This window comes from Streptomyces sp. V4I23, from assembly GCF_030817975.1.
In the GTDB taxonomy this organism is placed as follows: domain Bacteria; phylum Actinomycetota; class Actinomycetes; order Streptomycetales; family Streptomycetaceae; genus Streptomyces.
Map to the genome: position 1 here is coordinate 1,013,897 of NZ_JAUSZW010000004.1, position 24,753 is coordinate 1,038,649.

The 24,753-nt window shown below is 72.7% G+C and carries 19 protein-coding genes and 3 pseudogenes; 12 read left to right on the forward strand and 10 right to left on the reverse strand.

Translation table 11 applies throughout. The annotated features are described in order from the left end of the window. Window positions 1–49: 49 nt before the first annotated feature. The 5 genes and pseudogenes from QFZ82_RS06750 to QFZ82_RS06770 all read left to right on the forward strand — a co-directional run. A pseudogene (locus QFZ82_RS06750) lies at window positions 50–226 on the forward strand (IMP dehydrogenase); the annotation flags it as partial. A 549-nt stretch (window positions 227–775) separates the two neighbouring features. Then, window positions 776–3,046, forward strand: coding sequence for a sensor histidine kinase (locus QFZ82_RS06755; RefSeq protein WP_307712261.1), 2,271 nt, complete (start codon window positions 776–778; stop codon window positions 3,044–3,046). Further along, the gene (locus tag QFZ82_RS06760; RefSeq protein WP_307712262.1) at window positions 3,043–3,447 is read left to right on the forward strand and encodes a roadblock/LC7 domain-containing protein; all 405 of its coding nucleotides are present in this window, start codon (window positions 3,043–3,045) and stop codon (window positions 3,445–3,447) included. Before QFZ82_RS06755 ends, QFZ82_RS06760 begins: the two co-directional genes overlap by 4 nt. Further along, window positions 3,447–3,812, forward strand: a complete 366-nt coding sequence (locus QFZ82_RS06765; protein WP_307712263.1) for a DUF742 domain-containing protein — start codon at window positions 3,447–3,449, stop codon at window positions 3,810–3,812. Before QFZ82_RS06760 ends, QFZ82_RS06765 begins: the two co-directional genes overlap by 1 nt. After that, entirely contained in the window at window positions 3,799–4,389 is a 591-nt protein-coding gene (locus tag QFZ82_RS06770) for an ATP/GTP-binding protein (protein WP_307712264.1), read from the forward strand. The genes QFZ82_RS06765 and QFZ82_RS06770 overlap by 14 nt, the downstream gene beginning before the upstream one ends. A 147-nt stretch (window positions 4,390–4,536) precedes the next feature. On the opposite strand, the gene QFZ82_RS06775 is transcribed toward QFZ82_RS06770, so the two are convergent. Then, window positions 4,537–5,076, reverse strand: coding sequence for a PP2C family protein-serine/threonine phosphatase (locus tag QFZ82_RS06775; protein ID WP_373429244.1), 540 nt, complete (start codon window positions 5,074–5,076; stop codon window positions 4,537–4,539). Between the two features lie 81 nt (window positions 5,077–5,157). Between QFZ82_RS06775 and QFZ82_RS06780 the strand changes: the two genes are divergently transcribed. Both QFZ82_RS06780 and pstS read left to right on the forward strand, forming a co-directional pair. Further along, window positions 5,158–5,889 (forward strand): hypothetical protein, encoded by a 732-nt coding sequence (locus QFZ82_RS06780; protein ID WP_307712265.1) that lies wholly within the window; start codon window positions 5,158–5,160, stop codon window positions 5,887–5,889. Between the two features lie 186 nt (window positions 5,890–6,075). Beyond that, window positions 6,076–7,200 (forward strand): phosphate ABC transporter substrate-binding protein PstS, encoded by a 1,125-nt coding sequence (pstS, locus tag QFZ82_RS06785; protein ID WP_373429245.1) that lies wholly within the window; start codon window positions 6,076–6,078, stop codon window positions 7,198–7,200. Window positions 7,201–7,243: 43 nt separating this feature from the next. On the opposite strand, the gene QFZ82_RS06790 is transcribed toward pstS, so the two are convergent. The 5 genes from QFZ82_RS06790 to QFZ82_RS06810 form a co-directional block, all read right to left on the reverse strand. Further along, on the reverse strand, window positions 7,244–7,813 hold the full coding sequence (locus tag QFZ82_RS06790; RefSeq protein ID WP_307712267.1) for a DoxX family protein: 570 nt from the start codon (window positions 7,811–7,813) through the stop codon (window positions 7,244–7,246). A gap of 236 nt (window positions 7,814–8,049) precedes the next feature. Beyond that, entirely contained in the window at window positions 8,050–9,423 is a 1,374-nt protein-coding gene (locus QFZ82_RS06795) for a bifunctional transcriptional activator/DNA repair enzyme AdaA (protein WP_307717645.1), read from the reverse strand. A 71-nt stretch (window positions 9,424–9,494) separates the two neighbouring features. Then, a complete protein-coding gene (locus QFZ82_RS06800; protein WP_307712268.1) occupies window positions 9,495–10,799 on the reverse strand; it encodes an NAD(P)/FAD-dependent oxidoreductase in 1,305 nt (434 codons plus the stop codon). Window positions 10,800–10,830: 31 nt separating this feature from the next. Then, complete coding sequence (locus tag QFZ82_RS06805; RefSeq protein WP_307712269.1) at window positions 10,831–12,255, reverse strand: FAD-dependent oxidoreductase; 1,425 nt, start codon at window positions 12,253–12,255, stop codon at window positions 10,831–10,833. Next, the gene (locus QFZ82_RS06810) at window positions 12,252–13,706 is read right to left on the reverse strand and encodes an FGGY family carbohydrate kinase (protein ID WP_307712270.1); all 1,455 of its coding nucleotides are present in this window, start codon (window positions 13,704–13,706) and stop codon (window positions 12,252–12,254) included. Before QFZ82_RS06810 ends, QFZ82_RS06805 begins: the two co-directional genes overlap by 4 nt. A 503-nt stretch (window positions 13,707–14,209) precedes the next feature. Here QFZ82_RS06810 and QFZ82_RS06815 point away from each other — a divergent pair. The 3 genes from QFZ82_RS06815 (at window position 14,210) to QFZ82_RS06825 (ending at window position 17,489) form a co-directional block, all read left to right on the forward strand. Beyond that, window positions 14,210–15,211, forward strand: a complete 1,002-nt coding sequence (locus QFZ82_RS06815; protein ID WP_307712271.1) for a hypothetical protein — start codon at window positions 14,210–14,212, stop codon at window positions 15,209–15,211. 263 nt (window positions 15,212–15,474) lie between these two features. Further along, window positions 15,475–16,938, forward strand: a complete 1,464-nt coding sequence (locus QFZ82_RS06820; protein ID WP_307717646.1) for an amino acid permease — start codon at window positions 15,475–15,477, stop codon at window positions 16,936–16,938. 119 nt (window positions 16,939–17,057) lie between these two features. Then, window positions 17,058–17,489 (forward strand): pyridoxamine 5'-phosphate oxidase family protein, encoded by a 432-nt coding sequence (locus QFZ82_RS06825; RefSeq protein WP_307712272.1) that lies wholly within the window; start codon window positions 17,058–17,060, stop codon window positions 17,487–17,489. A 360-nt stretch (window positions 17,490–17,849) separates the two neighbouring features. Here QFZ82_RS06825 and QFZ82_RS06830 read toward each other — a convergent pair whose 3' ends face one another. Next, entirely contained in the window at window positions 17,850–18,125 is a 276-nt protein-coding gene (locus tag QFZ82_RS06830) for a hypothetical protein (RefSeq protein WP_307712273.1), read from the reverse strand. On the opposite strand from QFZ82_RS06830, the gene QFZ82_RS06835 reads away from it, so the two are divergent. Together QFZ82_RS06835 and QFZ82_RS06840 are read left to right on the forward strand one after the other, a co-directional pair. Beyond that, window positions 18,088–19,782, forward strand: a complete 1,695-nt coding sequence (locus tag QFZ82_RS06835) for a S8 family serine peptidase (protein ID WP_307712274.1) — start codon at window positions 18,088–18,090, stop codon at window positions 19,780–19,782. The genes QFZ82_RS06830 and QFZ82_RS06835 overlap by 38 nt on opposite strands. Before the next feature lie 190 nt (window positions 19,783–19,972). Further along, the gene (locus QFZ82_RS06840) at window positions 19,973–22,810 is read left to right on the forward strand and encodes a LuxR family transcriptional regulator (protein ID WP_307712275.1); all 2,838 of its coding nucleotides are present in this window, start codon (window positions 19,973–19,975) and stop codon (window positions 22,808–22,810) included. A gap of 113 nt (window positions 22,811–22,923) precedes the next feature. Here the strand turns inward: QFZ82_RS06840 and QFZ82_RS06845 are convergent. From QFZ82_RS06845 to QFZ82_RS06855, 3 genes and pseudogenes are all read right to left on the reverse strand, one after another. Continuing rightward, a pseudogene (locus QFZ82_RS06845) lies at window positions 22,924–23,166 on the reverse strand (cell wall anchor protein); the annotation flags it as partial. A 15-nt stretch (window positions 23,167–23,181) separates the two neighbouring features. Continuing rightward, window positions 23,182–23,660: pseudogene (locus tag QFZ82_RS06850) on the reverse strand (IS5 family transposase); the annotation flags it as partial. 136 nt (window positions 23,661–23,796) lie between these two features. Next, window positions 23,797–24,750, reverse strand: coding sequence for an IS701 family transposase (locus QFZ82_RS06855; protein ID WP_373429246.1), 954 nt, complete (start codon window positions 24,748–24,750; stop codon window positions 23,797–23,799). Window positions 24,751–24,753 lie beyond the last annotated feature (3 nt).

The following is a 24,753-nucleotide window of genomic DNA, read 5'->3' on the forward strand; positions in this document are numbered from 1 at the left end:
CGTCTACCCCACGAGCCGGTCGCAACGATCCACCACTCGCCGGCATCCACGTGGAGGGCGGCCCCGCCCCGTGCGCCGGTTCCTGCTCGAGCCGATCCAGCTCAACTGGGACCGCAGGATCGACCCCGGCAAGGTCTTCGACCTCACCCTGCCCCTGGACCAGGCCGCAGAGGGCTGCAAGGCGACGGACGAGCGCCGCGCCACCAAGGTGCTCCTCACCCTCTGACGCGCCTGCGCACCTCTCGGGACCGCTCCGCATCCCTGCGACGGGCGGAGCGGGCCCCGAGAGCGCTCGCCTGCCCCGTATCGCCGGAGAGCGCTGCGGCGAACTGCTCACCTGTATATGGCGAAATTTCGACCATCCGCTGAAGGGGCGCACCGCCACGGCTGAGCCGTCCGCCCCGTCGCGCGAAGCTCGGTCTCCCTCCGCTGGAGGTGGCCGCGGTAGGCGATCGGTGACCACCGTGCACGGCACCGGATCCCTTCGGGGACGTACGCGTTGGCCCGACGCAGCCTCCGACCCTCAACGCTTCCGGGGCCATTACCACGCAATTGATCTCTGCCGCAAGCCCTCTCTTTCTCGGCGTGGCTGGTTATGATCGGCACCCCTACGTCCCACCGAAGCGGACCGGGCGTTCCTCAAGTCCCCTCCCCAGGACTACGCCTGGCCCGGCTGATGGTCTGCCGCCCGCTTTCCCCCCGCTCCCGAGGATTGATGTCTCCCATAGAACCCGAAGGGTCACAAGGCCGGTCGACGGCTCGTCGGCGGCGTACCGTGCGCCTGCGTACGCTGCTCATCTGGCTGGCGGTGGTCCCCACCACGGCCATGGGTGTCCAAGCCTTCATCACCGCCGACCGGTTGCTGGAGCGTGCGCATCACCTGCGCGCCGACGTGGCGGCCGGTGAGCGGATCGGCGTACCCCTGTACGACCTCATGGTCGAGATGCAGGCCGAGCGGACGATGACTGCCGCGCTGTGGGCGGGCTCTTCCGTGCCCGAGGAGGACCTGCGGAAGCGGCGTGCCGCCACGGACCGGGCAGCCGCCGAGTTCCGCCGGTCGTCTTCCACCGGCGGGGCGCGATCCGAGCAGGCGGACCGTCGCCTCGTGGCGGTGATGGAAGGCCTCGACGACCTGGATGCCTACCGCGAACGCACGGACGCCCGCAGCGGCAGCGCCGACAGTACGATCGCCTACTACACCGGCGTCATCAGCCAGATGGTGCGCTTCTACCAGGACGAGTTCAGCCACACGGAAGACGGCGGGCTCACTCAGGAAGGCCGCGTGGTCGTCGCCATGTTCTCGGCCTCCGAGATGCTGGCGCAGCAGGACACGATCCTCGCGCAGGCCGGGCCGTCCCGGGAGCTGACCACCTCCAGGTTCGCCGACATCGTCAATGCCATCGGCGCCCACAGGTACCTGTACGACATGTGGATCGTGCCGTATCTGCCTGCCGAGGACAACGAGCTCTACGCTCGGATGGCCCACTCGGAAGCGTGGCAGACCAAGACCCGCATCGAGAACGAGGTCGTCTCCGAGCACACGGACACCCGGTTCGGCGTGAAGCTGCCCCAGGCGGCCGGCGGCTGGCCGGCCGCGCACGAGAAGTGGGCGCCGCAGTTGGAGACGCTGAACGCCGGCCGGGCGCGGGGGCTGCTCGCGCAGGCCGACACCAAGGCGGCGGAGCTCGAGGCAGAGGTCGCCTGGCTGATCACGGGAAGCGGCGGCGCGCTGCTGCTTGTCACCGCCGTCGTCGTGTTCACCACGCGCTCGGTGCTGCGCCGCCTTAGCCGTCTGCACGAACGCACGGTGACCATCGCCGAGGACACGCTGCCGGACGTCGTCGACCGCCTGCAGCGGGGGCGGCCCGTCGCGGCCGACATGCTGCCCACGGTCCGCGGGGACCAGGACGAAGTCGGACGTATCCGCGACGCGTTCGCCCGGGTCGTCGCCGTATCGGTCGACGGACACAGGAAACTCGCGGACGAGCGACAGGGCTTCGGCATGTTCGCCGCGGGCATCGCCTCACGTACCGGAAATCTGGTCAGCCGCCAGTTGAGCCTCACCGAGGACCTCCAGGACACCTTCGGCCACGACGAAGCGCTCCTCGCCCAGTTGATGCGATCCGACCAGTTGACGGTGGGCATGCGGCGGCAGATCGAGAACCTGCTCATCCTGGCGGGCGGTGAGATCCCCGACCCGCACACCGAGCCCATGCGCGTCGCCGACCTGCTGCGCGAAGCCGCCGCGGAGGTCGAGGACTTCCGGCGGATCGAGCGGCAGGCCCTGGACGAGATCAGCGTGGAACCGCGCGTGATCAGCCAGATCAGCCACCTGCTGGCAGAGCTGCTCGACAACGCCACGCGGTTCTCCCCGCCGAAGTCGAAAGTCGTCATCCGGGCGGACCTGGTGGCTGACGGCCTGTCGGTCGAGATCGAGGACCGCGGTCCGCGCGTGACACCCGCGAGCTACGAGGAGATGAACGGACGGCTCCACTCGGCCCCGCCGTACGCCGTCCTGGCGGAGAACGCACACCGGCTGGGTCTCTTCGTCGTCGGCCACCTCGCCGAGCAACTCCGGGCCAGGGTCACGCTGCGCAGGTCGGTGTACGGCGGGACGTCGGCCATAGTGATCATTCCCAAGGAGCTGCTCGTGCCGACCGAGCGGGAACAGCCACGCACCTCGGCCCGGCCCGTCCCCCCTCAGCCTGTCCCCGCCGAGCCTCTCCCCGCACCGGGCCGCCTCGATGAACGCAAGCCCGAGCTGGTCCTGCATTCGCGGTCCGGTCTGCCGAGCCGTCGGACGCAGGAGCGGTCGAGGGAGAGCACGCTCCCGGTGCGGCCCGTGGCGCCGGTCGGCGACTCGCGGCCCGTCCTGCCCGAGCGGGTCCCGCAGACCCATATCGCCGAGCAACTGCGCGAGCCACGCGCACCGGAACCCGTGGTCGGCCAGAACGCGGCGACACCCGAAGAGGTGGCCGACGCGTGGGCGGACTACGAACACGGAACCCAGACAGCAGAAGAAGAGCTCCGACAGGATCAGCCATGACGACGACAACGAACGACATGATCTACAGCATCCTGGACAACAATCTGAGCAGGATCGCCGGTGTCCAGGGAGCCGTGCTCCTCTCCAACGACGGGATCAAGCTCAGCGCCTACCTGCTGGAAAGGCCGCAGGCGGAGCGCATAGCCGCGGCGTCTTCCGGGATCGCGGCCACGATGAAGGCGATATCCAGGGAGGTCGACGGCGGCCGGGTGATCCGCCAGCTGGTCGAGATGGACGACAGGTATCTCTGCATCGTCGGGTGCGGCGAGGGCAGCACGCTCATCGTCGTGACCTCCCGCAAGGCACGGCTCGGGGAGCTGGGCGGCGAGGCGGTGCGGACCGCACAGGCGCTCGGTGAGTGGCTGGGCACACCTGAACGCACCCAGGCGCCCACGTCGTAATGCCGGACGCCCCGCAGCACAGAGGCCGCCGCCGGACTCGGCTGTACGCGCTGACCGACGGCCGTACAGCCGCCCCGCACACCGTCCTGACCATGGACACCACGATCACGGCGGCGGTCGCCGCGGAGGCCCGCGGTGGCCTGCCCACGGAGTGGCAGACCATCCTCTCCATGTGCCCGGCTCCGGACGGGCGCGCGGTCGCCGAGATCGCGGCCCGGATGCACATGCGCCTCACTCCGATGACGGTCCTTCTCGGCGAACTCGCGGACCGCGGGCTGATCGACCACCGGCCGCCCCTGGAGGAGGCCGAGACCACCAATGTCCACCTGCTCATGAGAATCAGGGACAGCCTTGCCCGTATATGACTCCCCTGCCCGGGAAGCGGCCCCCGTCAAGATCCTGATCGCCGGGGGATTCGGCGTCGGAAAGACGACGCTGGTCGAGGCAGTCTCCGAGATCGAGCCGCTGCGTACGGAGGAGCGACTGACGGCCGCGGGTGTCGGCGTGGACGACCTCGACGGAATCGAGTCCAAGACGGTGACCACCGTCGCGATGGACTTCGGCCGTATCACCCTCACCGACGCCGGGGTCGTCCTGTATCTGTTCGGTACGCCGGGCCAGGAGCGCTTCTGGTTCATGTGGGACGACCTGCTGAACGGAGCTCTGGGAGCGATCGTGCTGGTCGACACCCGGCGCCTGGACCGCAGCTTCCCGGCCGTCGACTTCTTCGAGAACCGCGGGCTTCCGTTCGTGGTCGCCGCGAACTGCTTCCACGGCGAGCAGCTGTACACCGCGGAGGAGGTCGGGGCGGCGCTGCATCTGCGTGACCCGAACACGCCCATCCTCATGCTCGACGCCCGCTCCCGTCACGACGCCCGTGACGCCCTGCTCTCGCTCCTCGACCTGCTCATCGCCAAGGCAGAGACCTCTGCGTCCGTCTGACGGAGCAAGCCGGCGCGCATCGGCGTGGACGCGTCGGCGCTGACACGTGCCCACCAGCGTGCCCCTGGCCGTCCCGAGCCGGCTTCGTCGAGCCGGCTCTTCAGTCGCGATCCCCATCGCCTGGGTGTGGATGGCGCTGGATAGCGATCATGACGGCGTCGTCGCCCAGCCGTCCCCCGACGTGGTCGAACAGATCACGCCGGAGGCGACGCAGGAACGCGTCGGGGTTGCTCTCGGTCCAGCCCGTGATCCGCTCGGTGAGTGGACAGAGACACCGGTGGAGTCGCGGGCCTCGACAACCCCGTCCGTGTAGAGCAGCAGGAGGTCTCCCGCCTCGAACTCGAATGCGTCGATCTGGTATCGAGGGCGCGCAAGTTCACCGAGGCCCAGCGGAGGCGCGGGCTGGTAGGCATCGATCGTCGTGGCACGGCCGTTTCGCAGCACAACGGGCGGCGGGTGGCCGCAGTCGATCATGTGAACCACGCCGCCCTGGTCGGGGATGTCCGGAATGGCGGCGGTGATGAAGGTCTCTCCGGTCCGGTCCGTCTCGCCGGGCTCGGCCAAGCCCCAGCACACGCTGCCGTCGAGATACGTGACCAGTTCGGCCAGAGTCGCCTGGCGGTGGGCGGCGGCCCGGAGGGAAGCCCGCCTCGTGTCTCCGGGCAGTCGGCGGAACGGCGGCCGCACCGAGCTGAGAGCATCGACAGCCGAGGACCGTGAAGCGGGAACGTATGCGCACCGCACCGCCCATGCGATGAGGAGGACCTGATGAATGCCGCCGAAGAAGGACGGCAACAGCTGGACGCGGTCAGCGTTCTCAACGCCAGGACGACGCTCCTCCAGCTCCTCGCGCGGGCGGGCGTCTACTCCGGGGACGCGGAGGAGCTGATCGGACTCGTCGAGGCCGGTGCCCTCGCCCTCGCGCACCGGGAGCTCAGCGGAATCGGGCGGAGCGCGCCGGGAGACAAGGGCGAGCTCTACGAGTCCGGCCGGCTCGACGGCGCCCAGGCCGTCGCCGACGCACTCGGCGCCATCGCGGAACGAGCGCTGCAACACGTTGTCGGCTCCGACCCGTCGGCCTGCTCTGCCGACCATCGTCCTCCCGTCCGGAGGATGGAGGTGGAGCGGGCGAAGGTGGCGGTCACGCCCCTCTACCTGTCGTTCACCGCGGCCTCCGACCTCGATCCCGAGGTCACCGAACAGGTGCTCACCGCCGTCCTCGGCACGATGACCTCCAGGCAACGGGCCGCTTATGCCGGGCTGCTGGCGGATTTCGCCTCGGCCCATCGGGCACGCCTGGAGCGGCTCTACGCGGGCTACGGGCCCGGCAGCAGCATCGCGATCCACGGCCGCTACTCCCTCATCCACTCCCCGACCAGCGTCGCCGTGCTGGAGCGACTCGCCACGGCGCCGTCTGCGCTACGGGAGGAGTGGGACGCCGGCGAACTGCCGCCCGCGTGGCTGGACGGGCTGACAACGGCCTGGGGGTCGTCGGCCTGACCGCCGACGGTCCCCGACGGCGGCCGCGAGGCGTTCCCGTGGCTCTCGCCCCACGGCACAGCAGGCCGCGGTGTCGGCCTCGAGGCCGAAGAACACCTGAACGACGCCCGCCGTTTGCCTGGGCGTCACCGAACGAGCATCCATGTCGGAAAGCATCTGTGTCCCTGGCTCAGGGAGGGAACGCAGGTGCGGCAGGGACGGATCAATCGGCTACGTCGGCTCGGCGCAGGGCTGGCGGCCTTGGCAGGCGCCGCGTCGCTGTCCGCGTGCGGGACCGGTGCGACCGGCGACAGCGAGCAGGCTGCCGCAAAGGCGCCGAGCGACATCGTCTGCGCGCAGAAGGGGCAGCTCGCGGCGTCGGGCTCCACAGCCCAGCAGAACGCGATGAGGCACTGGATGCGGGAGTACCAGCAGGCGTGCCCCGGGGTGCAGATCCGCTATGTGGCCATCGGTTCGGGCGGCGGTGTCGCCCAGTTCCTGCGCGGTGCGACGGCGCTGGCCGGCACGGACAGCGCGCTGAAGCCGGACGAGGTCGAGGCGTCCCGCCAGTCCTGCCCCGGGGGCCGGGCCATAGACCTGCCCATGGTGGGCGGGCCGATCGCCGTCGGCTACAACGTCGACGGCGTGGAGGAGCTGGTCCTCGACGCGCCGACGCTGGCCAAGATCTTCGACTCGGAGATCACCACGTGGGACGCCCCGGAGATCCGGCGGCTGAATCCCGGCGTCGCGCTGCCGCCGACCCCCATCAGCGCGGTGCACCGCTCCGACGGTTCGGGCACCACGCAGAACTTCAACGCCTATCTGGGTGCCGCGGCCCCCGAGGACTGGCCCTACGAGGCGGAGAAGGCGTGGCAGGCCAAGGGGGGCCATTCGGCGGCGGGTTCCGACGGCGTGGCCTCGCAGGTGTACACCACGGACGGTGCCATCGGGTACTTCGAGTTGTCCTCCGCCGCGGAGGAGGGGATTCCCACGGTCAGGCTGGACACCGGTGCGCCGGAGCCTGTCGCCGTCTCGGCGAAGGCGGCGTCGGCGGGCATCGCCGCGGCCGAGGTGGGTGCCGGCGGCGGCAAGGACCTGACGGTGGAGTTCGACTACGCGACCAAGGCCCCGGGGGCGTACCCGCTGGTCCAGGTCACGTACGAGGTCGTCTGCGACAGGGGCACACCGGCCGCGGCGCTCCCGGCCCTCAAGTCCTTCCTCACGTACACGGCCGGCGAGGAGGGCCAGAACCACCTGGCGAAGCTCCACTACGCCCCCTTGCCGCCGGCGCTGGCCGCCCGGGTGCGGGACGTGGTGGCGAGCCTGTCCTGACGGGCGGGCGCGGCCACGGGACGTCGGTGCGGCGGACTGCGGGTCACTCGTCGAAGGGGTCCTCGGACTCCGCGTCCGGGTCCGGCTCCGCCTGGTCCTTGGCGCGCTTGCCGACGACGGCTGCCGCCGCGAGCGCGCTGGCGAGGAAGGCGGCGGCGACCGTCCACGGCTGGTTGAAGCGGTGGCCGGTGAGGTGGTCGAGCGAGTACCGGCCGGGACCGGCGACGCCGAGAGCCGCCGCCGAGAATCCGAGGAACGCCGGATACTCGAAACCGCCCGACTGCGCGAAGAAGCCGGCCGGCGCGTGGACGGAGACGGCTCCGGCCATGTTGCCCGCCGCCGCGGCGCCGGCGGCCGGAGTCGCGAGCCCCAGGGCCAGCAGCACACCTCCGCCCGTTTCGGCGAGGCCGGCGGCGAGGGCGCTCCCCTTGGGCGGGTGGAACCCCATGGCCTCCATCCCCTTGCTGGTTCCCTCCAGGCCGCCTCCCCCGAACCAGCCGAAGAGCTTCTGCGTGCCGTGGGCGGCGAGCACGGCGCCGGTGCCGACCCGCAGGACGAAGAGTCCGACGTCGCGGCGGTTGAGTCCGACGTCACGGCTGTTGAAGGTGGTCATGGCTGCTCCCGGTGCGGACGACATGGGCGACGCCATCCACTCTCGGCCCGCCGGGCGTCCGGGCCGAGACGTTGCTGGTCCGTACGGGTGACGGGGCACGCGGCGGCGCCCCTGGCGGATGAGGCGCCCCTACGCGTGCCGAGAATGCGCTCCGGGCGGCGGTCCTGGGGGCAACGGCGTTCACCCGTCCGCCCGTTGATGCCACGGTGTCCGTGCGGCTGCCGCTGGACCGGCGTCTACTGACGACCGTCCTCGGCTCCCCGCAGATGCTGCAGGGCGTACGAGCGCCACGGACGCCAGCGTTCCGGGTCGGCGCCGGCCGGCAGCGCCGGGTCGTCGGGCAGCAGTACGTCCGGGTCGCCCAGGGCGTGCATGCGGATGCGGGCGGCCGTCGCGCCGTCGACGCCCGGGAGGGCGAGCAGACGGCGCTCGGTCTCGTCGCGGTCCGCGCCCGGGTCCAGCGTCAGGTCGCCGGAGGCGAGAGCGGTCGCCAGGGAGCGCAGTGCCGGCGGACCGGCCTCCGTCAGGCTCTCGGCGCGTGGGAAGAGGCGGGTGAGGCCGCCGCTGGGGACGCACAGCTCCTCTCCGTACGCCGCCACGAGATCTGCCGCGGATCCGCCCGCCACGACCCGGATCGCGGCCTCGTGCGGGTCCGCAGCACCGGGGACGCGCAGGCCGGGGCGGGCCGCGACCAGCAGGGCGAGGACGGGGTCGGCGCCGAGGCGGTCCGCGACCGCGCAGGGGTCGGCGTCCAGGTCGAACAGGCGGCGCACGCGCTGCGTCGCCGTGGTCAGGTCGCGCAGGTCGGCGAGGTGCAGGCGGCACTCCAGCCAGCCTCCGGGACCCGGCCGTTCGGACACCTCGGCGACTCCGGCGCCGCCGGGCAGGCGCAGGGTGCGCCGGTAGATGCGCGAGCCGTCGTCGCCGACGACTTCCTCGACCCCCGGGATCGCGCCGGCCGCCAGGTGGTCGACCATGTCGCGGGCGGCGTACGGGCCCCGGTAGGCCAGCCGCAGCGGGACGCCCGCGCCCCCGCCCGGCGCGAGAGCGCGTCCCGCGCGGGCGGAACGCAACTCGCTGGGAGTGGCGGCGTAGATCTCGCGGATGGTGTCGTTGAACTGCCGTACGCTCGCGAACCCGGACGCGAACGCGATCTCCGCGGCCTGAAGCGTCGTCGTCTGCAGCAGGACGCGTGCGGTGTGACCGCGCTGCGCGCGGGCCAGCGCGATGGGCCCCGCGCCCAGCTCGGCGTTGAGCTGGCGCTGCACCTGGCGGGCGCTGTAGCCGAGGCGGGTGGCGAGTCCCTCGACGCCCTCGCGGTCCACGACGCCGTCGCCGATGAGCCGCATGGCGCGGCCGACGACGTCCGCGCGGACGTTCCATTCGGCGGAGCCCGGCACGGCGTCGGGGCGGCAGCGGCGGCAGGCGCGGTATCCGGCGCTCTGGGCGGCAGCGGCGGTGCGGTAGAAGGAGACGTTCCGGCGTTTGGGCGTGACCGCCGGGCAGCTGGGGCGGCAGTAGATGCCGGTGGTGGAGACGGCGAAGAAGAAGACGCCGTCGAAGCGGGCGTCGCGGCTGGTCACCGCCTGGTACCTGCTGTCCTCGGTCAGAGCCCCGGTGAGGACGTCCTCGGACCGGGTCCGCGCGGGGCGCCCGTCGGCCGTCCGGCTGCCGTCGATGGTCATAGGGCCAGTATCGGAGGCTCCACGGTCCCCGGCTGGCGGAAATCGGACATGATGCTGATGCGGACCGCGCCGCCGTCCCGGTCCACTCCGCCGAGCCAGCCCGGCCACAGGTGGACCGCCCGGTCGGGCACGGCGGTGCCGGGCAGCGGCTGCCGGTGCAGAAGCCGGCCGTCCTGTTCCACGACGAGGACCGCGTGCGGCAGCCGTTCCGCCGTGCGCAGCAGGAAGCGGCCGCGCGGAGGCGGAGGGCCGGCGGGGGTGACGACGTTCGGAGTGATCCGCAGCAGCGGCGGCTCGCACCGGACGGGCAGGCCCTCACCGGGCCAGGGTGAGCCGCCGAGATGGCGCAGGACGGCCGCTGCGGCGTGCCGTCCCTCGTCGGCGGCCGTGGCGGCGGGCTCGGTCCCGCGCAGCAGGCTGCCCGCGGCGAAGACCCCGGCCCGTGCCGTTCGCAGGGCGGTGTCGACGGCCGGGCCACGGGTGACGGGATCGAGCGGTACGCCGCCGTGCCTGGCCAGTTCGTGGTCGGGGATCCAGTCGCCGGTGAAGACCACCGTGTCACAGGCGATCAGGCGCAGGGCGCCGTCCGGGCCGAGCAGCCGTACGCCGGTGAGCCGGCCGCGTCCGGTCAGCTCGGCGACCGTGGTGCCGGTCAGCACCGGGACGCGATGGCGCGGCGACTGCAGCGGGCCGTGCGCCCGTTCGGTGACGAGCGCGACGACCTGGGTGCCGGTCCCGCGCAGGGTGCGGACGGCCGTGAGCGCGACGGGCTCGGAGCCGACGACGACGGCGCGGCCGCCGGCGCGGCGCCCGAACCGGTGCGCGGACCGCAGGAGTTCACCGGTGGTGAGCACGCCGTCCGGCCGGGTGCCGGGGACGAGGCGGGCGCTGCGGGGACGTTCGCGGGCGCCGGTGGCGAGGACGACGGCCCGCGCGGTGACCCGTTCCAGTCCCGCGGGGGTGGTGAGGTCGACGGTGAGCGGCCCGGCCCAGTCGGTGACGGTGGCCGAGGTTCGCAGGACGGCTCCGGCCGCTGTGGCGGCGTCGACGAGCCCGCGGGCGTAGGAGGGGCCGTCGAGGGGGCGGTGGCGGGGGCCGAAGCCCCGGTGGGGCGAGTGGCGGGGACTGCCGCCGGGCTCCTGTTCGCGTTCGACGGCTTCGACCCTGCCCGCGCCGTGGGCGGCGAGCCGGGCGGCCGCGGCGAGGCCCGCCGGACCGGTGCCGACGACGAGCACGTCGACGGCGCGTTCCCGGCGCGTCTGCGGGCCGGCCGCATCACCGGAGAGGTCACGGCGGCTCATCGGGCGCCCCCGCCCCGGGGGTCACGTCGGCTCATCGTGCGTCTCCGCCCGTCGGCTCCCCGGCGCGGTGGGCGTCGAAGAGGTCGCGGACGGCGGCGCCGCAGAAGAACCCCTGGCAGCGGCCGCCGCGGGCACGCGTGCGGCGCCGCAGGCCGTCGAGTGATGCCGGAGGAAGCGTGCCGGTGAGGGCGTCGCGGATCTCGCCGCGGGTGACGCGCTCGCAGTGGCAGACGATCGTGCCGTACTCGGGGTCGGCGGCGATCAGGTCGGCCCGCTGGTACGGGCGCGGGAACGCCTCTCCGATGTTGGGCATGCGCACGGGCTCCAGGGGCCCGGCGGGCCCGGGATCGAGTCCCGCGTCGCGGAGCAGCCCCACGACGTACGCGGCGATGGCCATCGAGGCGGTCAGCCCGGTGGAGCGGATGCCGCCGACGGTGACGTACCGCTGCGCGGGACGGGAGCGGATGCGGTAGTCCTCGTGCCCGGTGGCGGCGCGCAGTCCGGCGTAGACGGCGGTGACCTCCTCGTCGATCAGGTCGGGCAGGATGCGCCGGCCCTTCTCGCGGAGGAGTTCGATTCCCTGCGCCGTGGAACCGGTCGCCCGCTTGTCGTCGAGGTCTTCGGCGGTGGGGCCGAGCAGCACGTTGCCGTACACCGTCGGCGCGACGAGCACGCCCTTGCCGAGCGCCGTCGGCACGGGCAGCAGGATGTGGCGGACGAGGGGGCGGGCGAGCTTGTCGTAGACGATCAGCTGGCCGCGGCGCGGGGTGACGGTGAAGTCGTCGTGGCCGAGCAGGCGGTCGACCTCGTCCGCGTGGAGCCCGGCCGTGTTGACGAGGTAGCGGGTACGCAACGGGCCGCGGTCCGTGGACAGTTCGTGGACCGCTCCCCCGGTGACGGACTCGACCCGGCAGTTGAGGTGGAGAGCGACTCCGGCGCGTACGGCCTGCGTGGCGTAGGCGAGCGTCGTGGTCCAGGGGCAGATCACCGACTCTCCGGGGACCTCCAGGGCGCCGAGCGCGCCGGGACCGAGGCGCGGTTCACGGCGGTAGGTCTCGGCCGCGTCCAGCAGGCGGGTGTCGTGGCAGCCGTTGCGTACGGCCTTGTCGGCGAGCCGGGGCAGGGCGGTGAGCTGCTCCTCGTCCCAGGCCACGAGGAGCGCGCCGACGGGTTCGACGGGGATGCCGCTCTCGGCGGCGTAGGCGGCCAGGCGGCGCTGTCCCTCGCGTACGAGCCGGGCCTCCAGGGAGCCGGGGACGGCGTCGAAACCGGTGTGGAGGATGGCGGTGTTGGCCTTGGACGTGCCGTTGCCCACGTCGTCGCTCGCGTCGACGAGCGCGGTGCGCAGCCGGTACCGGGCCAGTTCACGGGCGATGGCGGCGCCGACGACACCGGCGCCCACGACGACGACGTCGTGCAGGCCGCCGGGCACCTCGCCGCTGGTCGTGACGGTCATACGGCGGGTGCCGTCGCGGGCGAGCGCTCCAACAGGGCGTCCACCTCGGCGCGGAAGCGCGCGAGCCGCTCGGCGGCCTGGTCGGCGCCGATCCGCGGCTCGTAGACGGCGGACGGCGCCCACTGCGGGACGGCCTGCTCCGGTGACAGTGCCGGGTCCGTGCCGAGCCGGGCCACGGCGCCGACGCCGAGCGCGGTCGCGTCGGGCAACGCCGACACCTCCACGGGCAGTTGGAGCAGGTCGGCCTGGGTCTGCATGAGCAGCGCGGAGCGGGTGAGCCCGCCGTCCACGCGCAGCGAGGTGAGAGGGGTGCCGAGGTCGGCGGCCACGGCGTCGGTGAGCCCCGCCACCTGGGCGGCGATGCCCTCGCACAGGGCGCGGACGAGGTGCCCGGGTCCGGTGTCCAGGCCCAGTCCGGTGACCGAGCCGCGCACATCGCCGCGCCACCAGGGGGCCGCGAGCCCGGCGAGCGCGGGGACGAAGGTGACGCCGCCGCTGTCGGGGACGGCGGAGCCGACGGGGTCGAGGTCGGCCGCTCCCGAGATGACGCCGAGGTCGGTGAGCCAGCGCACGGCGGACGCGGCCGTGTACACCTGGCCGTCGAGGCAGTAGCTGGTGTTCCCGCCGAGCCGCCAGGCGACGCAGCTGACGAGGCCGGTCGTGGCACGGCGGGGTGTCGGTCCGGTCTGCGCCAGCAGGAACGCGCCCGTGCCGTAGGTGCACTTGGCGGTGCCCGCCTCGGTGACGCTCTGGGCGAGCAGCGCGGCCTGCTGGTCGACGAGCAGGCCGGTGAGGGCGATGCCGGGGCCGAACGCGGTCGTGACGCCGACCGGCCCGTCGGCGTCGACGACGTCGGGGAGGCGCTCGCCCGTGAGACCGAAGAGGTCCAGGGCTCGCGGCGACCAGTCGGTGGTGTCGAGGTCGAGGAGCTGGGTCCGGCCCGCGGTGGCCGCGTCGGTGACGAACGCTCCGGTGAGCCGGTGCACGAGCCATGAGTCGCTGGTCGTGACGACACCGTCGCGGGTGAGCTCCCGGCGGATCCACGCCATTTTCGGGGCGGCGAAGTACGGGTCGAGCGGCAGTCCGGTCAGCTGTCTCAACTCGCCTGCGTGCGGCGCGAGTTCGTCGCACAGGGGTGCGGCGCGGCGGTCCTGCCAGACGATGGCGTCGGTGAGCGGCTCGCCGCTGGCGGGGTCCCAGGCAAGGACGGTCTCGCCCTGGTTCGCGAGGCCGACGGCCATGACCGGTTCGCCCGCGCGGGCGAGCGCCTGGCGCCCGGCGTCGACGACGGAGGAGAGCAGCGCGCGGGGGTCCACCTCGACACGGCCGCCGGGCCCGTAGCGAGGCGCGACGGGCGCGAAGCCGCTGCCGATGACGCCCCGCTCGGGGCAGACGACCAGCGCCTTCGTCCCGGACGTGCCCTGGTCGACGGCAAGTACAGGGCCTGTCACGGCCACCCCGTTCTCCGCTCGAAGAAACCTTGATCGAAGTCTTGATCGCTGCCGACGAGCGTGGTGCAGACCGCCGTCCGCGTCAAGGCCCGACCGGCCTTCCTTCCCACGGATACATCAAGCAACTCCTTGATCTGTTCGAGTGGTTGAGTAAGATCGGCGCGTCACGGCAAGCGGAAGGGGGGCCGGCGCAGCTCCCCGTCGGTGTGACATCGCCTGTCGGCGTCCGGCCGACCACCGGACGTCTGCCCCCGCACGACGGACGGCCGGTGCGCTGCCGGGCGTCCGGCTCCTCGCCCACGGCGGTCGGCCACCCCGGACGTCCCTGGTCCGGTGGACGCCGACGCCCGCCGGACAGACTCGCACGCCTCATCCTCCCCATCTCCCAAGAGGCCCCATGAGCTTAAGTTCACCGCCCGAGCGCTGCCACGGACCGAGGGGATCGGAGGGGTCCGGGCCGTGACCGCCGAGCCCCGCACGGCCCGGCACGGGAGGGCCTGCTGATGGCGCAGGAAGACTTCAGGCCGGTGTACCACCCGGCCGGTCACGACGGCGGACTCCGGGCCGCCCTCCAGGACCTGCGCACCGGCCGCTGGCTGGCGATGCGGAATCTGCTGGCGGACACGACGGACTGGGCGGTGTGGACGCAGCGGACCCAGGTGCTGGCCGCGGTCGCCGCCGGATCGGACACGGTCCAGGCATGGCGCGCGGAGGAGCCGGCGAGTCCCGCGGCGGCCGTCATGCACTGCCGTGTGGTCGTGGAGCGCGCTCTGCGGGCGCACCGCGAGGGGCATCACCGCACCGGCGAACTGTGGCAGGAGGGCTGGGAGGCGTGCCGTGCGGCGGCGCACGCGGCTCCCGAGGACCCGGTGCCCTGGGTGTGCCTGCTGGCCCTGGCGCAGCTCGACGAGGGGCAGCGGCTGGAGGAGCACCGCGCGGCCCCGCCGGGTCCGATGCTCTTCCCTGGGCCGTGGGGCCTGCTGGCCCAGGCGGACAAGCGCGATCCGTACAACCGCGAGGCCTACCACCGGATGCTGCAGTTCGTGTACGGCCGCCGGGCCGGCGGGCATCTGTCGGACGCGTTCAACTTCGTCCAGTGGGCGTCGTCCTCGGCTCCGCCCGGGTCGGCGGTGAAGGTGCTCCCGCTGTACGTGCGGGTGGAGCGCTACCGCCGTGAGCGCGGCCACGAGAAGGCGCTCGACCTGCACTGGGTGACCGACGACGCGGCGCGTGAGGCGCGGAGCGCGCTGGCCGGATGGTTCGACGCGGCGGATCCGGCCCGCCGTTCACTGCTGGACCTCGGCCATCTGGCGCACGCGCTGTGGGGTGCGCAGCAGTTCGCCGAGGCGGGCCGGGTGTTCGAGGCGCTCGGCCCGTACTACACGCCGCCGCCGTGGTCGTACCGCACTCGTGATCCCCAGGACGCCTCGCTGGCGAAGGAGGTGTTCCTGCGCGCCCGGTCCCGGTGTCTCACCGCGGCCCGGGAGGCGCGCTCCGGTCCCTAGCGCCGCGTCCGCAAGGCGTCGCCCGTCCCTGGCGAGGCCGTCCCCCGCTCCGGCCCCGTCCGCTTCCTGTCCCCGTCCGCTTCCGCCCGCTCGGTCCCGCCTCGTCCGCTCCCTGCATCGCCTTTTCTCCGGAGGTGTTTCCGTTGTCCCCGTCCCCGCCGTCCCCGCCGTCCCCGCCGTCCCCGCCGTCCCCGCCGTCGCCTCCGCCCGCGACGGACCAGCCCGGCTCCGGCCAGGTCCCGCCCAGGGACGAGGAGGAGCGGCTGCGAGAACTCGGCTACCAGCCGGTCCTCGCCCGCCGCATGGGCGGCTTCGGCAACTTCGCCATCAGCTTCTCGGTGATCTCCATCCTGTCGGGCTGCATGACGCTCTACGGCTTCGGCCTGGGCACCGGCGGCCCCGCGGTGATGCTCTGGGGCTGGGCCGGCGTCGGTCTCTTCGTGCTGTGCGTCGGCATGGCGCTGGCCGAGGTGACGAGCGCGTACCCGACCTCGGGCGCGCTGTACTACATGGCGGACCGGCTCGGCGGCCGCAAGTGGGGCTGGTACACGGGCTGGCTGAACCTGCTCGGCCTGCTGGGCGCGATAGCCGGCATCGACTACGGCTGCGCCCTGTTCACGGGCGCCTTCCTCAATCTGCAGTGGGGCTTCGAGCCGACACCCGGCTCCACGATGCTCATCTTCATGTGCATCCTGCTGCTGCACGCGACGCTGAACCTGTTCGGCGTGCGGCTGGTGAGCCTGCTCAACTCCATCAGCGTGTGGTGGCACCTGGCCGGTGTCGCCCTGATCGTCGGCGCACTGGCGATCGTCCCGTCCGACCACCAGTCGCCCGAGTTCGTCTTCGGCGAGTTCGTGAACGACACCGGCTGGGACAACCCGCTCTACGTGGCCGCGATCGGTCTGCTGCTGGCGCAGTACACGTTCTCCGGCTACGACGCCTCCGCGCATCTGTCGGAGGAGACGTCGAACGCCTCGGTCAGCGCGGCCAAGGGCATCGTCCGTTCCATCTGGGTGTCGTGGATCGCGGGTTTCGCGCTGCTGGCGGGCCTGACCTTCGCCATCCAGGACTACGCGGGCACGCAGGAGACCGCGACCGGCGTGCCGCCGGCGCAGATCCTGATCGACGCGCTCGGCAGCGGCGCCGCGTCCGCCCTGCTGCTCGTGGTGATCGTCGCGCAGCTGTTCTGCGGCAACGCGGAGGTGGCGGCGGCGAGCCGCATGGTGTTCGCGTTCAGCAGGGACAACGCCCTGCCGGGTTCCGCACTGTGGCGCAAGGTCAGCAGCCGTACGCAGACGCCGGTGCCAGCGGTGTGGCTGTCCGTGGGCTTCGCCTGCGTGCTGGCGCTGCCGTCGCTGTACTCGGCGACGGCGTACGGCGCCGTCACGGCGATCAACGTCATCGGCATCACCCCGGCGTACGCGATCCCGGTCTACCTGCGGCTGCGGGCGGGTGACCGCTTCCGTCCGGGGCCGTGGAGCCTGGGCCGCTGGAGCAGGCCGATCGGCTGGGTCGCCGTCGTGTGGGTGGCGTGTGTGACGGTCCTGTTCTGCCTGCCGCAGTCGAGCCCGGTGACGGTCGACTCGATGAACTACGCCTCGATCGCACTGGTGGCCGTGCTGGTCCTGGCCACCGTGTGGTGGTTCGTCGCGCGGCGCACGTACAGCACGCCCGCCGCGTACGGGAACGCCCGCGAGCAGGCGGAGATCGCGGAGAACATCGTCTGACGCTCAGCTGACCACGTGCGCCGGAATGACCGGCGTGGCAACGGTGTTGGGGCTCGAGGCGCTCCGTTGCCGGAGTCCGACGTCTTGCGTGTTGTGCCTACCGAAGGAGTGAGTGTGTCGTGGCCCTCTCCCGTGACGAGCGTGAGCAGTTCCTCGCCGAGCCTCATATCGCCGCGCTCGCGGTCGAGTCGGGCGACAACGGCGGGCGGGCGCCGCTCACGGTGCCCATCTGGTACCAGTACGCCCCGGGCGGCGACATATGGATCATGACGGGCCGCGACTCCCGCAAGGGGCAGCTGATCGCGGAGGCGGGGCGGTTCAGCCTCATGGTCGACCGTGTGGAGCCCACGATCCGGTACGTATCGGTCGAAGGCCCTGTCATCGACACCGTGCCGGCCACGCGGGAGCAGCTGGTGGAGATCTCCGCCCGCTACCTTCCGGCCGAGAAGGTCGAGGCTTACGTCGACTTCGCCTGGAAGAACCACGGTGATCAGGTGGTCGTCCACATGCGGCCGCAGCGCTGGCTGAGCTCGGACCTCGGCGAGGTCTGAGCCGGCCTCCCGACCGACGACGTCGCCGGGGTGGAGGTGAGGAGCCGACGCTCCTCGGCTCGGGCAGGGCAGGAAAGGGCGAGCCGCCCGTCGGCCACAGGCCGCGGGCGGCTCGCTGTTTCCCTGGGAGTTTCCCGCCCTTGACGCCGTGTCCCCCTCCCTCCCTCCCGTGAGCGGCGAGGGGGACAAGGGTTTTCCCCGTATCGCGTTCACCTCAGCTTTTCCTACTGTCTGCCGCACCGGCAGATCCCGCCCCCCTGACTCGCGAGCTCCACGTCTCGCCTGTCAGGTGCATGCAGATCGGGCTCTGCCGGTGCGGCCCCGAAGAGGGGGGCCGTCGTGCCGGCGGCGGCGCGCGGGCTACCCGGCCCGGGGAACCGCGGGGAGCAACCCCCACACTGCGACCGCGGTTCCCTGCGCCGCCTGCTCGGCGAAGAAACCGTCATTCGAGAGGAACACCTTGAACGGTTCCAGGCGGAGACTCATAGCCGTCGCGGCAGCGAGCGCCACGCTCGCCGGCGTTGCCGCGACGACTTCCGTGGCGTTTGCCGCAACGCCAGCGAATCCCGCGCCGAAGCCCGCCCCGGCGTCGCAGGCGATGTCCACCCCTCCGGCCGCGCCGGTGGAGAAGGTCATCGTCACCTACAAGTCCAAGGCCGCCGAGGCCACGTCCAACACGGCGGCCAGGAGCGACGCGGCCGAGAAGGCCGGGAAGACCGGCGAGAGCCTGTCCTTCGAGCGCCGGCTCGCCGGCGGCTCGGCCCTCGTCGACCTCGGGGGCGAGGCGTCCACGAAGGACCTGGCCGAGGTCATGGACGCCTTCCGCGCCGACCCGCAGGTCGCCTCCGTGGAGGCGGACATCCGCGCCTACGCGATGGCCGTCACCCCCGACGACACCGAGTACGCCAAGCAGTGGGACCTCTTCGAGGCCACCGGCGGCATGAACGTGCCCGGCGCCTGGGACAAGACCACCGGCAGCGGCGTGACCGTCGCCGTCATCGACACCGGGTACGCGGCGCACACCGACCTCGCCGCGAACACCGTCGCCGGCTACGACTTCATCTCCAGCTCCACCGACGCCCGTGACGGCGGCGGCCGTGACAGCAACCCGAAGGACGAGGGCGACTGGAACGCCACCGACGGCGAGTGCGGCGTCGGTTCGCGGGCCGGCAACTCCTCCTGGCACGGCACGCACGTCGCGGGCACCATCGCGGCCACGACGAACAACGCCAAGGGCGTCGCGGGTATCGCGTACGGCTCGAAGGTCCAGCACGTCCGCGTCCTCGGCAAGTGCGGCGGTTCCTCCTCGGACATCGCCGACGCCATCACCTGGGCCTCCGGCGGCTCCGTGCCGGGCATCCCGGCCAACGCGACCCCGGCGAAGGTCATCAACCTGAGCCTGGGCGGCGCCAGCAGCACCTGCCCGAGCGTCTACCAGAACGCCATCAACGGCGCCGTCTCCCGCGGCACCACCGTGGTTGTCGCGGCGGGCAACAGCAACACCAACGCCTCCGGTTTCACGCCCGCCAACTGCGCGAACATCATCAACGTGGCGTCCACCAGCCGCGAGGGCAACCGGTCGTACTACTCGAACTACGGCACCATCGTCGACGTCTCGGCACCCGGCGGCGAGACCCGCCGCGCCACGGACACCCCCGGCACGGTGACCACTCCGGAGAACGGCATCCTCTCGACGCTCAACTCGGGTACCACCACCCAGTCGACCGAGAACTACAAGCCCTACCAGGGCACGTCGATGGCCGCTCCGCACATCGCCGGCCTCGCCGCGCTGCTGGAGTCCGCCAAGCCCACGCTGACCCCGGCCGACATCGAGTCCGCCATCAAGGCGAACGCCAGGCCGCTGCCCGGCACTTGCACGGGCGGCTGCGGCGCCGGCATCGCGGACGCGACCAAGACGGTGAACGCCGTCTCCGGCGCCACCCCCGGCGGTTCGGTCTACAGCAACACGAACAACGTGACGATCTCGGACAATTCGACCGTCACCTCGTCGATCGCGGTCACGGACCGCACCGGCAACGCCCCCGCCGCCCTCAAGGTCGACGTGGACATCAAGCACACCTGGCGCGGCGACCTGGTGATCGACCTGGTCGCCCCGGACGGCACGGTGCGCAACCTCAAGGCGTCCTCCGGCTCGGACAGCGCCGACAACGTCCTCGCGACGTACACCGTCGACGCCTCCACCGAGGTCGCAGGCGGCACCTGGAAGCTTCAGGTCCGCGATGTGGCCTCGGGTGACACCGGCTACATCGACTCCTGGAGCCTCACCTTCTGATCCACCCGATCGGATGTATCACCGCAGGTCACGGCGCGTTCCCGGCTTCTGCCGGGGGTGCGCCGTCCGGCTGTATAAGTCCAGACCTGTCCGTATGCCGGACGACGGGCCTGGACTGAGGGGACAGGGTTCGTATCCTCTGCTCGAACGGGCAGGGGGCCCGCACACGCCGGAGGGTGGTGGTGGGCTCATGACATCGGCCGCATACCGCGCCGAGCCGGTCGGCCGCGCGGAACTGCTCGCCCGCCTGGACCGTGTGCTGAGCACCGGCGGCCGTGCGCTGCTCACCGGTCCCCCGGGAGTCGGCAAGACCGAGGTCGCGCTGTCCGCCGCCGCGCGCGCCGAGGCGCGGGGCGAGACCGTGCTCTGGCTGGCCGCGCTGCCCGCCGACCGCGCCATCCCGGGTGCGGCCGCGGCCGCGCTCATCGCCTCCGTCGCCGCGGCCGCCCAGCCCGCGCGGGGTCCGGGCGGCGAGGGGGACGTCCTCGCGGACCTGCCCGGCCCGCAACGCGCCGCCGTCGCCATGCTGTGCCGTGAGGCGCCGATGCCGGACGGCGGCTGGGACCCGGTCGCCCTGCGTCTGGCCCTCGCCCGCATCCTGCGCGCCCTGGCCGCGCGCGGGCCCGCACTCCTGGTGCTCGACGGCGTCCAGTGCATCGACCCGGCGAGCGCCGATCTGCTCCGGTTCGCGCTCCGGCTGGCGCCCTCCGAACTGCGGGCCGTCGCCGTCGACACCCCGGCCGCGTACGGCACGGGCGGCGACCCGTCCGACGGGCTGACCGCACCACGAGCGACGGCGGAGCCGCTCTGGGAGCCGTCCGAGGCCGACGTGCTGAACGTGCCGCCCCTGCAGGCCGACGAGATCGCCGAACTCCTCATCCACCACCGGCTGCCCGCCCGCATGGCGGGCCGCATCCACAAGGCCAGCGGCGGCAACCCGCGGCTCGCGCTGGCCGTCGGCCGCTCCCTCGCGGACGCACGCACGCCGGTGCACCACGCCGAGTCCCTGTCACTGTCGGGCCGCGCCCGGGATCTCGCCCGCACGCTGCTCGGCGCCGTCCCTCCGGACGTCCGCGCGACCCTCCTGCTCGCGGCGCTCGCCCTGCGGCCGTCGGCCTCGCTGATCCGCCGGGCCGGGCGGCCGACCGCCGAGGCGGATCTGGCCGCGGCGGAACGCGCGTCGCTGATCCGGCTCACGGAGGACGGCACGGTCGCCTTCTCGGCCGGCGTCCTGCCCTCGACCCTGGTGCACGACGCCTGCTGGACCGAGCGCAGCTCGGGCCACGCGGCGCTCGCCGGGGTCGTCGACGACCCGGTCGAGGCCGTACGGCACCGGGCGCTGGCCACCGACGTCCCCGACGAGGAGCTGGCCGCGGAGGTGTCGGCCGCCGCGGAGACGGCCCGGCGGCGCGGCAACAGCACGCTCGCCGCGGAACTCGCTCTGCTCGCCGCCGAGTCCACTCCGGGCCTGAACGGCCCGCAGCGCATCGCGCGGCTCGTCGACGCGGCGGAGGAGGCGGCCCGCGCGGCCCGCGCCGATCTGGCGATGCGCGCGGCGACGGACCTTCTGGCACGGGACGCGTCCCCGGCCGACCGGGTGCGGGCCCGGCTCGCGGTGCTGGACACCGCGGGTCAAGGGCTGACGGACCTCGACGAGATCTACGTCCACGCCATGGAGGACTCGGAGGGCGACACGGCGCTGCGGGCCGCCGTACAGCTGCGGCTGGCGGTCAAGTACGTGCTGGCGGACGGCGATCCGGTGCGTTCGCGCGCGGCGGCCGTGGAGTCGGCCGCGCTCGCGGCGTCGGTGGGCGACCGCGGCACGGCGGCCAAGGCACTGACGGTGCAGGCACGCATGGACCGGGTGCTCGGATCGCCGGACGCGGAGCGCGTGCTCGCCGAGGCGCGCGCCCTCGAAAGGGTGGAGCGCCCGCTCGGCATCCGCAACGCCGCCCAGATCCTCACGATCCGCCATGCGATGTTCGACGACCGCCTCACCGAGGCCCGCGACCAGTTGGGGGCGCTGCTGCCGCTCGTCGAACGCCGCGGTTCGGTGGAGGACGCCATCGAACTGTTCCGCACGCTCGCGGAGGTCGAGGCGCGGCAGGGCCAGTGCGCCGCCGCGCTCGCGCACGCCGGCCGGTCGCTCGCCCTGACGCTGGAGGCCGGGCTCTCGCCGGGACCCGCCTGGTACGCGCTGGCCCTCGCCGAGACGGCCGGCGGAAGTTTCGCGCGTGCCGCCAGTTACGCGCGGCGCAGCGCGCAGGCGTCGGAGGAGGAGGGCGACCACGTCTTCCTGTCCCGCAGCCTCTACGCGCTCGGCCGGGTCCAGTTGCTCTGCGGTGACGTCGCCACCGCCCTGGAGACCCTCCGTCGGGTGCAGGCCGGCGAGCGTGCCCAGGCGACCGTCGATCCATCGATGCTGCGCTGGCACGAGGAACTCGCCGAGGCCCTGGTCGCGGTCGACGCCCTGGAGGAGGCGGAGGCGCTGCTCGCGGACGTCCGCCCGGTGGCCGACCGGCTCGGCCGCACGACGGTGCTGCTCGGCTGTGACCGGGCGCGTGCCGTCCACCTCGCCGCGAGCGGCTGCCCGGACGAGGCGGCGTCGCTGCTGACGGAGGTCGCCGAACGGTACGGCGCGGCGGGCCTGCCGCTGGAGCGCGGCCGGGCGCTGATCACACTGGCCCGTGTCGAACGCCGCCGCCGCAGGCGGTCGGCGGCCGCGAGCGCGTTGCAGGCGGCGGCCGCGGTCTTCGAACGGGCGGGCGCCACACCGTGGCTGGCACTCGCGACGGAGAGCCCCACTCCCCCGGCGGAGCCGGTGCCCACCACGCGGGGCGGCGCCCTGTCTGCCCTCACGGACGCGGAGCTGCGACTGGCGCGGCTGGTGGGCCAGGGAGCGAGCAACCAGGAGGCGGCGGCGAAGCTGTACCTGAGCGTGAAGACGGTCGAGGCGAGGCTGACCCGCATCTACCAGAAACTGGACGTCCGCTCACGGGCCCAACTGGCGACGGCGCTGAACAGCTGACCACCGCCCGGGCGTCGTGCGGAGATGCCTCGCGTGGCCGGGGCGGGACGCGGACGGCGTCCGCGACTTCGCGTCACGGGGCAAAAGAGAGGACCAATCCGTTCGGATCGGCAGTTCTCACCGGTGCCGCCGCGGATCACAGTGGTCTGCGGGCGGGCGGTCCAGGTGGCGGCGGAGTGGGAGTTGCCGGTCAGTCGGTTCCAGCCGGACAGCCAGGGATCGTTGCCGGCGGCGACGCGCACCTTGGCGCGATTGAGTTCGCCGTAGGCGTGCAGCATGCCCGGGTCGCTGAAGGTGACCGGCGCTCCCTCGGCCTCGTTGCCGGTGAGGGCTGCGGCCGAGGCGCCGACGGCTAGGCGGTTTCGTTTGGATCAGCGGGCTGACCACAGGAGGATTCCTGCGATGTGGAGTCCGGCCAGGTAGATCGTGGCGGTCTTCTCGTAGCGGGTGGCGATGCCGCGCCACTGCTTCAGGCGGTTGATGCACCGTTCGACGGTGTTCCGCTGCTTGGAGGTCTCGCGGTCGAAGGCGGGTGGCCTGCCGCCCTGGCTGCCCCTGCGGAGGCGGTGGCCCCGCTGGTCGGCCGGCACGGGGATGACCGTGGGGATGCCGCGTGTGCGCAGGTGCTCGCGGATGGCGCGGGAGGAGTACGCCTTGTCGGCCAGGACGAGGTCCGGCCGTGTGCGGGGTCGTCCACGTCGGCGGGGCACCCGCAAGCGGGCCATCACCTGCGGGAAGGCAGGTGCATCTCCAGCCTGTCCAGCGGTGAGGAAGAAGGCCAGGGCCGGCAGTTGCCGTCAGAGGCGAGGTGAATCTTTGTCGTCAGTCCTCCGCGGGACCGTCCGATGGCATGATCGTGCGGCTCGCCGTGCTTCGTTAGGTTCTCAGTCTGGTTCTGTTGCGGGGCAGGCGTCAGCCGCAGGTGGTGCAGGTGCCGGTCCAGCACTGCAGCAGGTCCTGGAGGGCGTCGAGGACCTGGTAGAGGGTCAGGCCGGCGTGTGGGCTTTTGGGTCGAGCCGCCTGAGGGTGAGGAAGGCCTGGGCGGCGGTGACGAGGGTGACGTGGTGGTGCCAGCCGCGCCAGGTGCGGCCTTCGAAGTGGTCCAGGCCGAGGCCGTGTTTGAGTTCGCGGTAGTCGTGTTCGATGCGCCAGCGCATCTTCGCCCACCCAACCACGTCCTCGATGGGTGTGTCCGGCGGCAGGTTGGAGATCCAGTAGCCGGCCGGGGCAGTCTCCTCGGCGGGCCACTCGACCAGCGCTGTCCGCACCGGCAGCACTCCGTCCCACTGGTAGTGCCCTCCACCGGCGTCCTGGGCGTCCCGCAGGGCCTGCTTGCCCGCCGGCCGCACCCGCAGCATCGCGAACCGTGACGTCATCAGACCCTTGCTGCCTTCACGCCAGGTCACCTCACAGAAGTCGGAGGCTGGCGCGTCAGCAGCCAGCTTGGGCAAGGCTTGCGGCGGGGTGCGGTAACGCGGCAGCGTTGGTGGTCCGAGCCCGCCATAGGCCGGCCGGTCCGGCTTCGCAGCCTCGTGGTGGGCGACCTCCTTGCCTGTCAGCGCGACCACATAGGACAGACCCCGGTCCTCCAGGGCCAGCCGGAAGGGCGTGCTCGCTCCGTATCCCGCGTCTGCCACGACCACGGGAGGGACGAGCTTCCAGTCGGCGAGGGCGTCGAGCAGGTCCAGGGCCAAGCGCCACTTCTCCCGGTGGCCGATCTCGGCGGGGACCCCGGCCGCCCGGCAGCGGGTCGCATCGTCGGTCCACTCCTTAGGCAGGTAAAACTGCCAGTTCAACGGGCATGAGGCGGTGTCAGTTGCCGCATGGACGCTGACCGCGACCTGGCAGTTCGCCCGCTTGCCCAATGCTCCCAGTACTGCCGGGCCACCCCTACCGACGCAGTGCCGCACTTGGGGAACGACACATCGTCGATCACCCACACC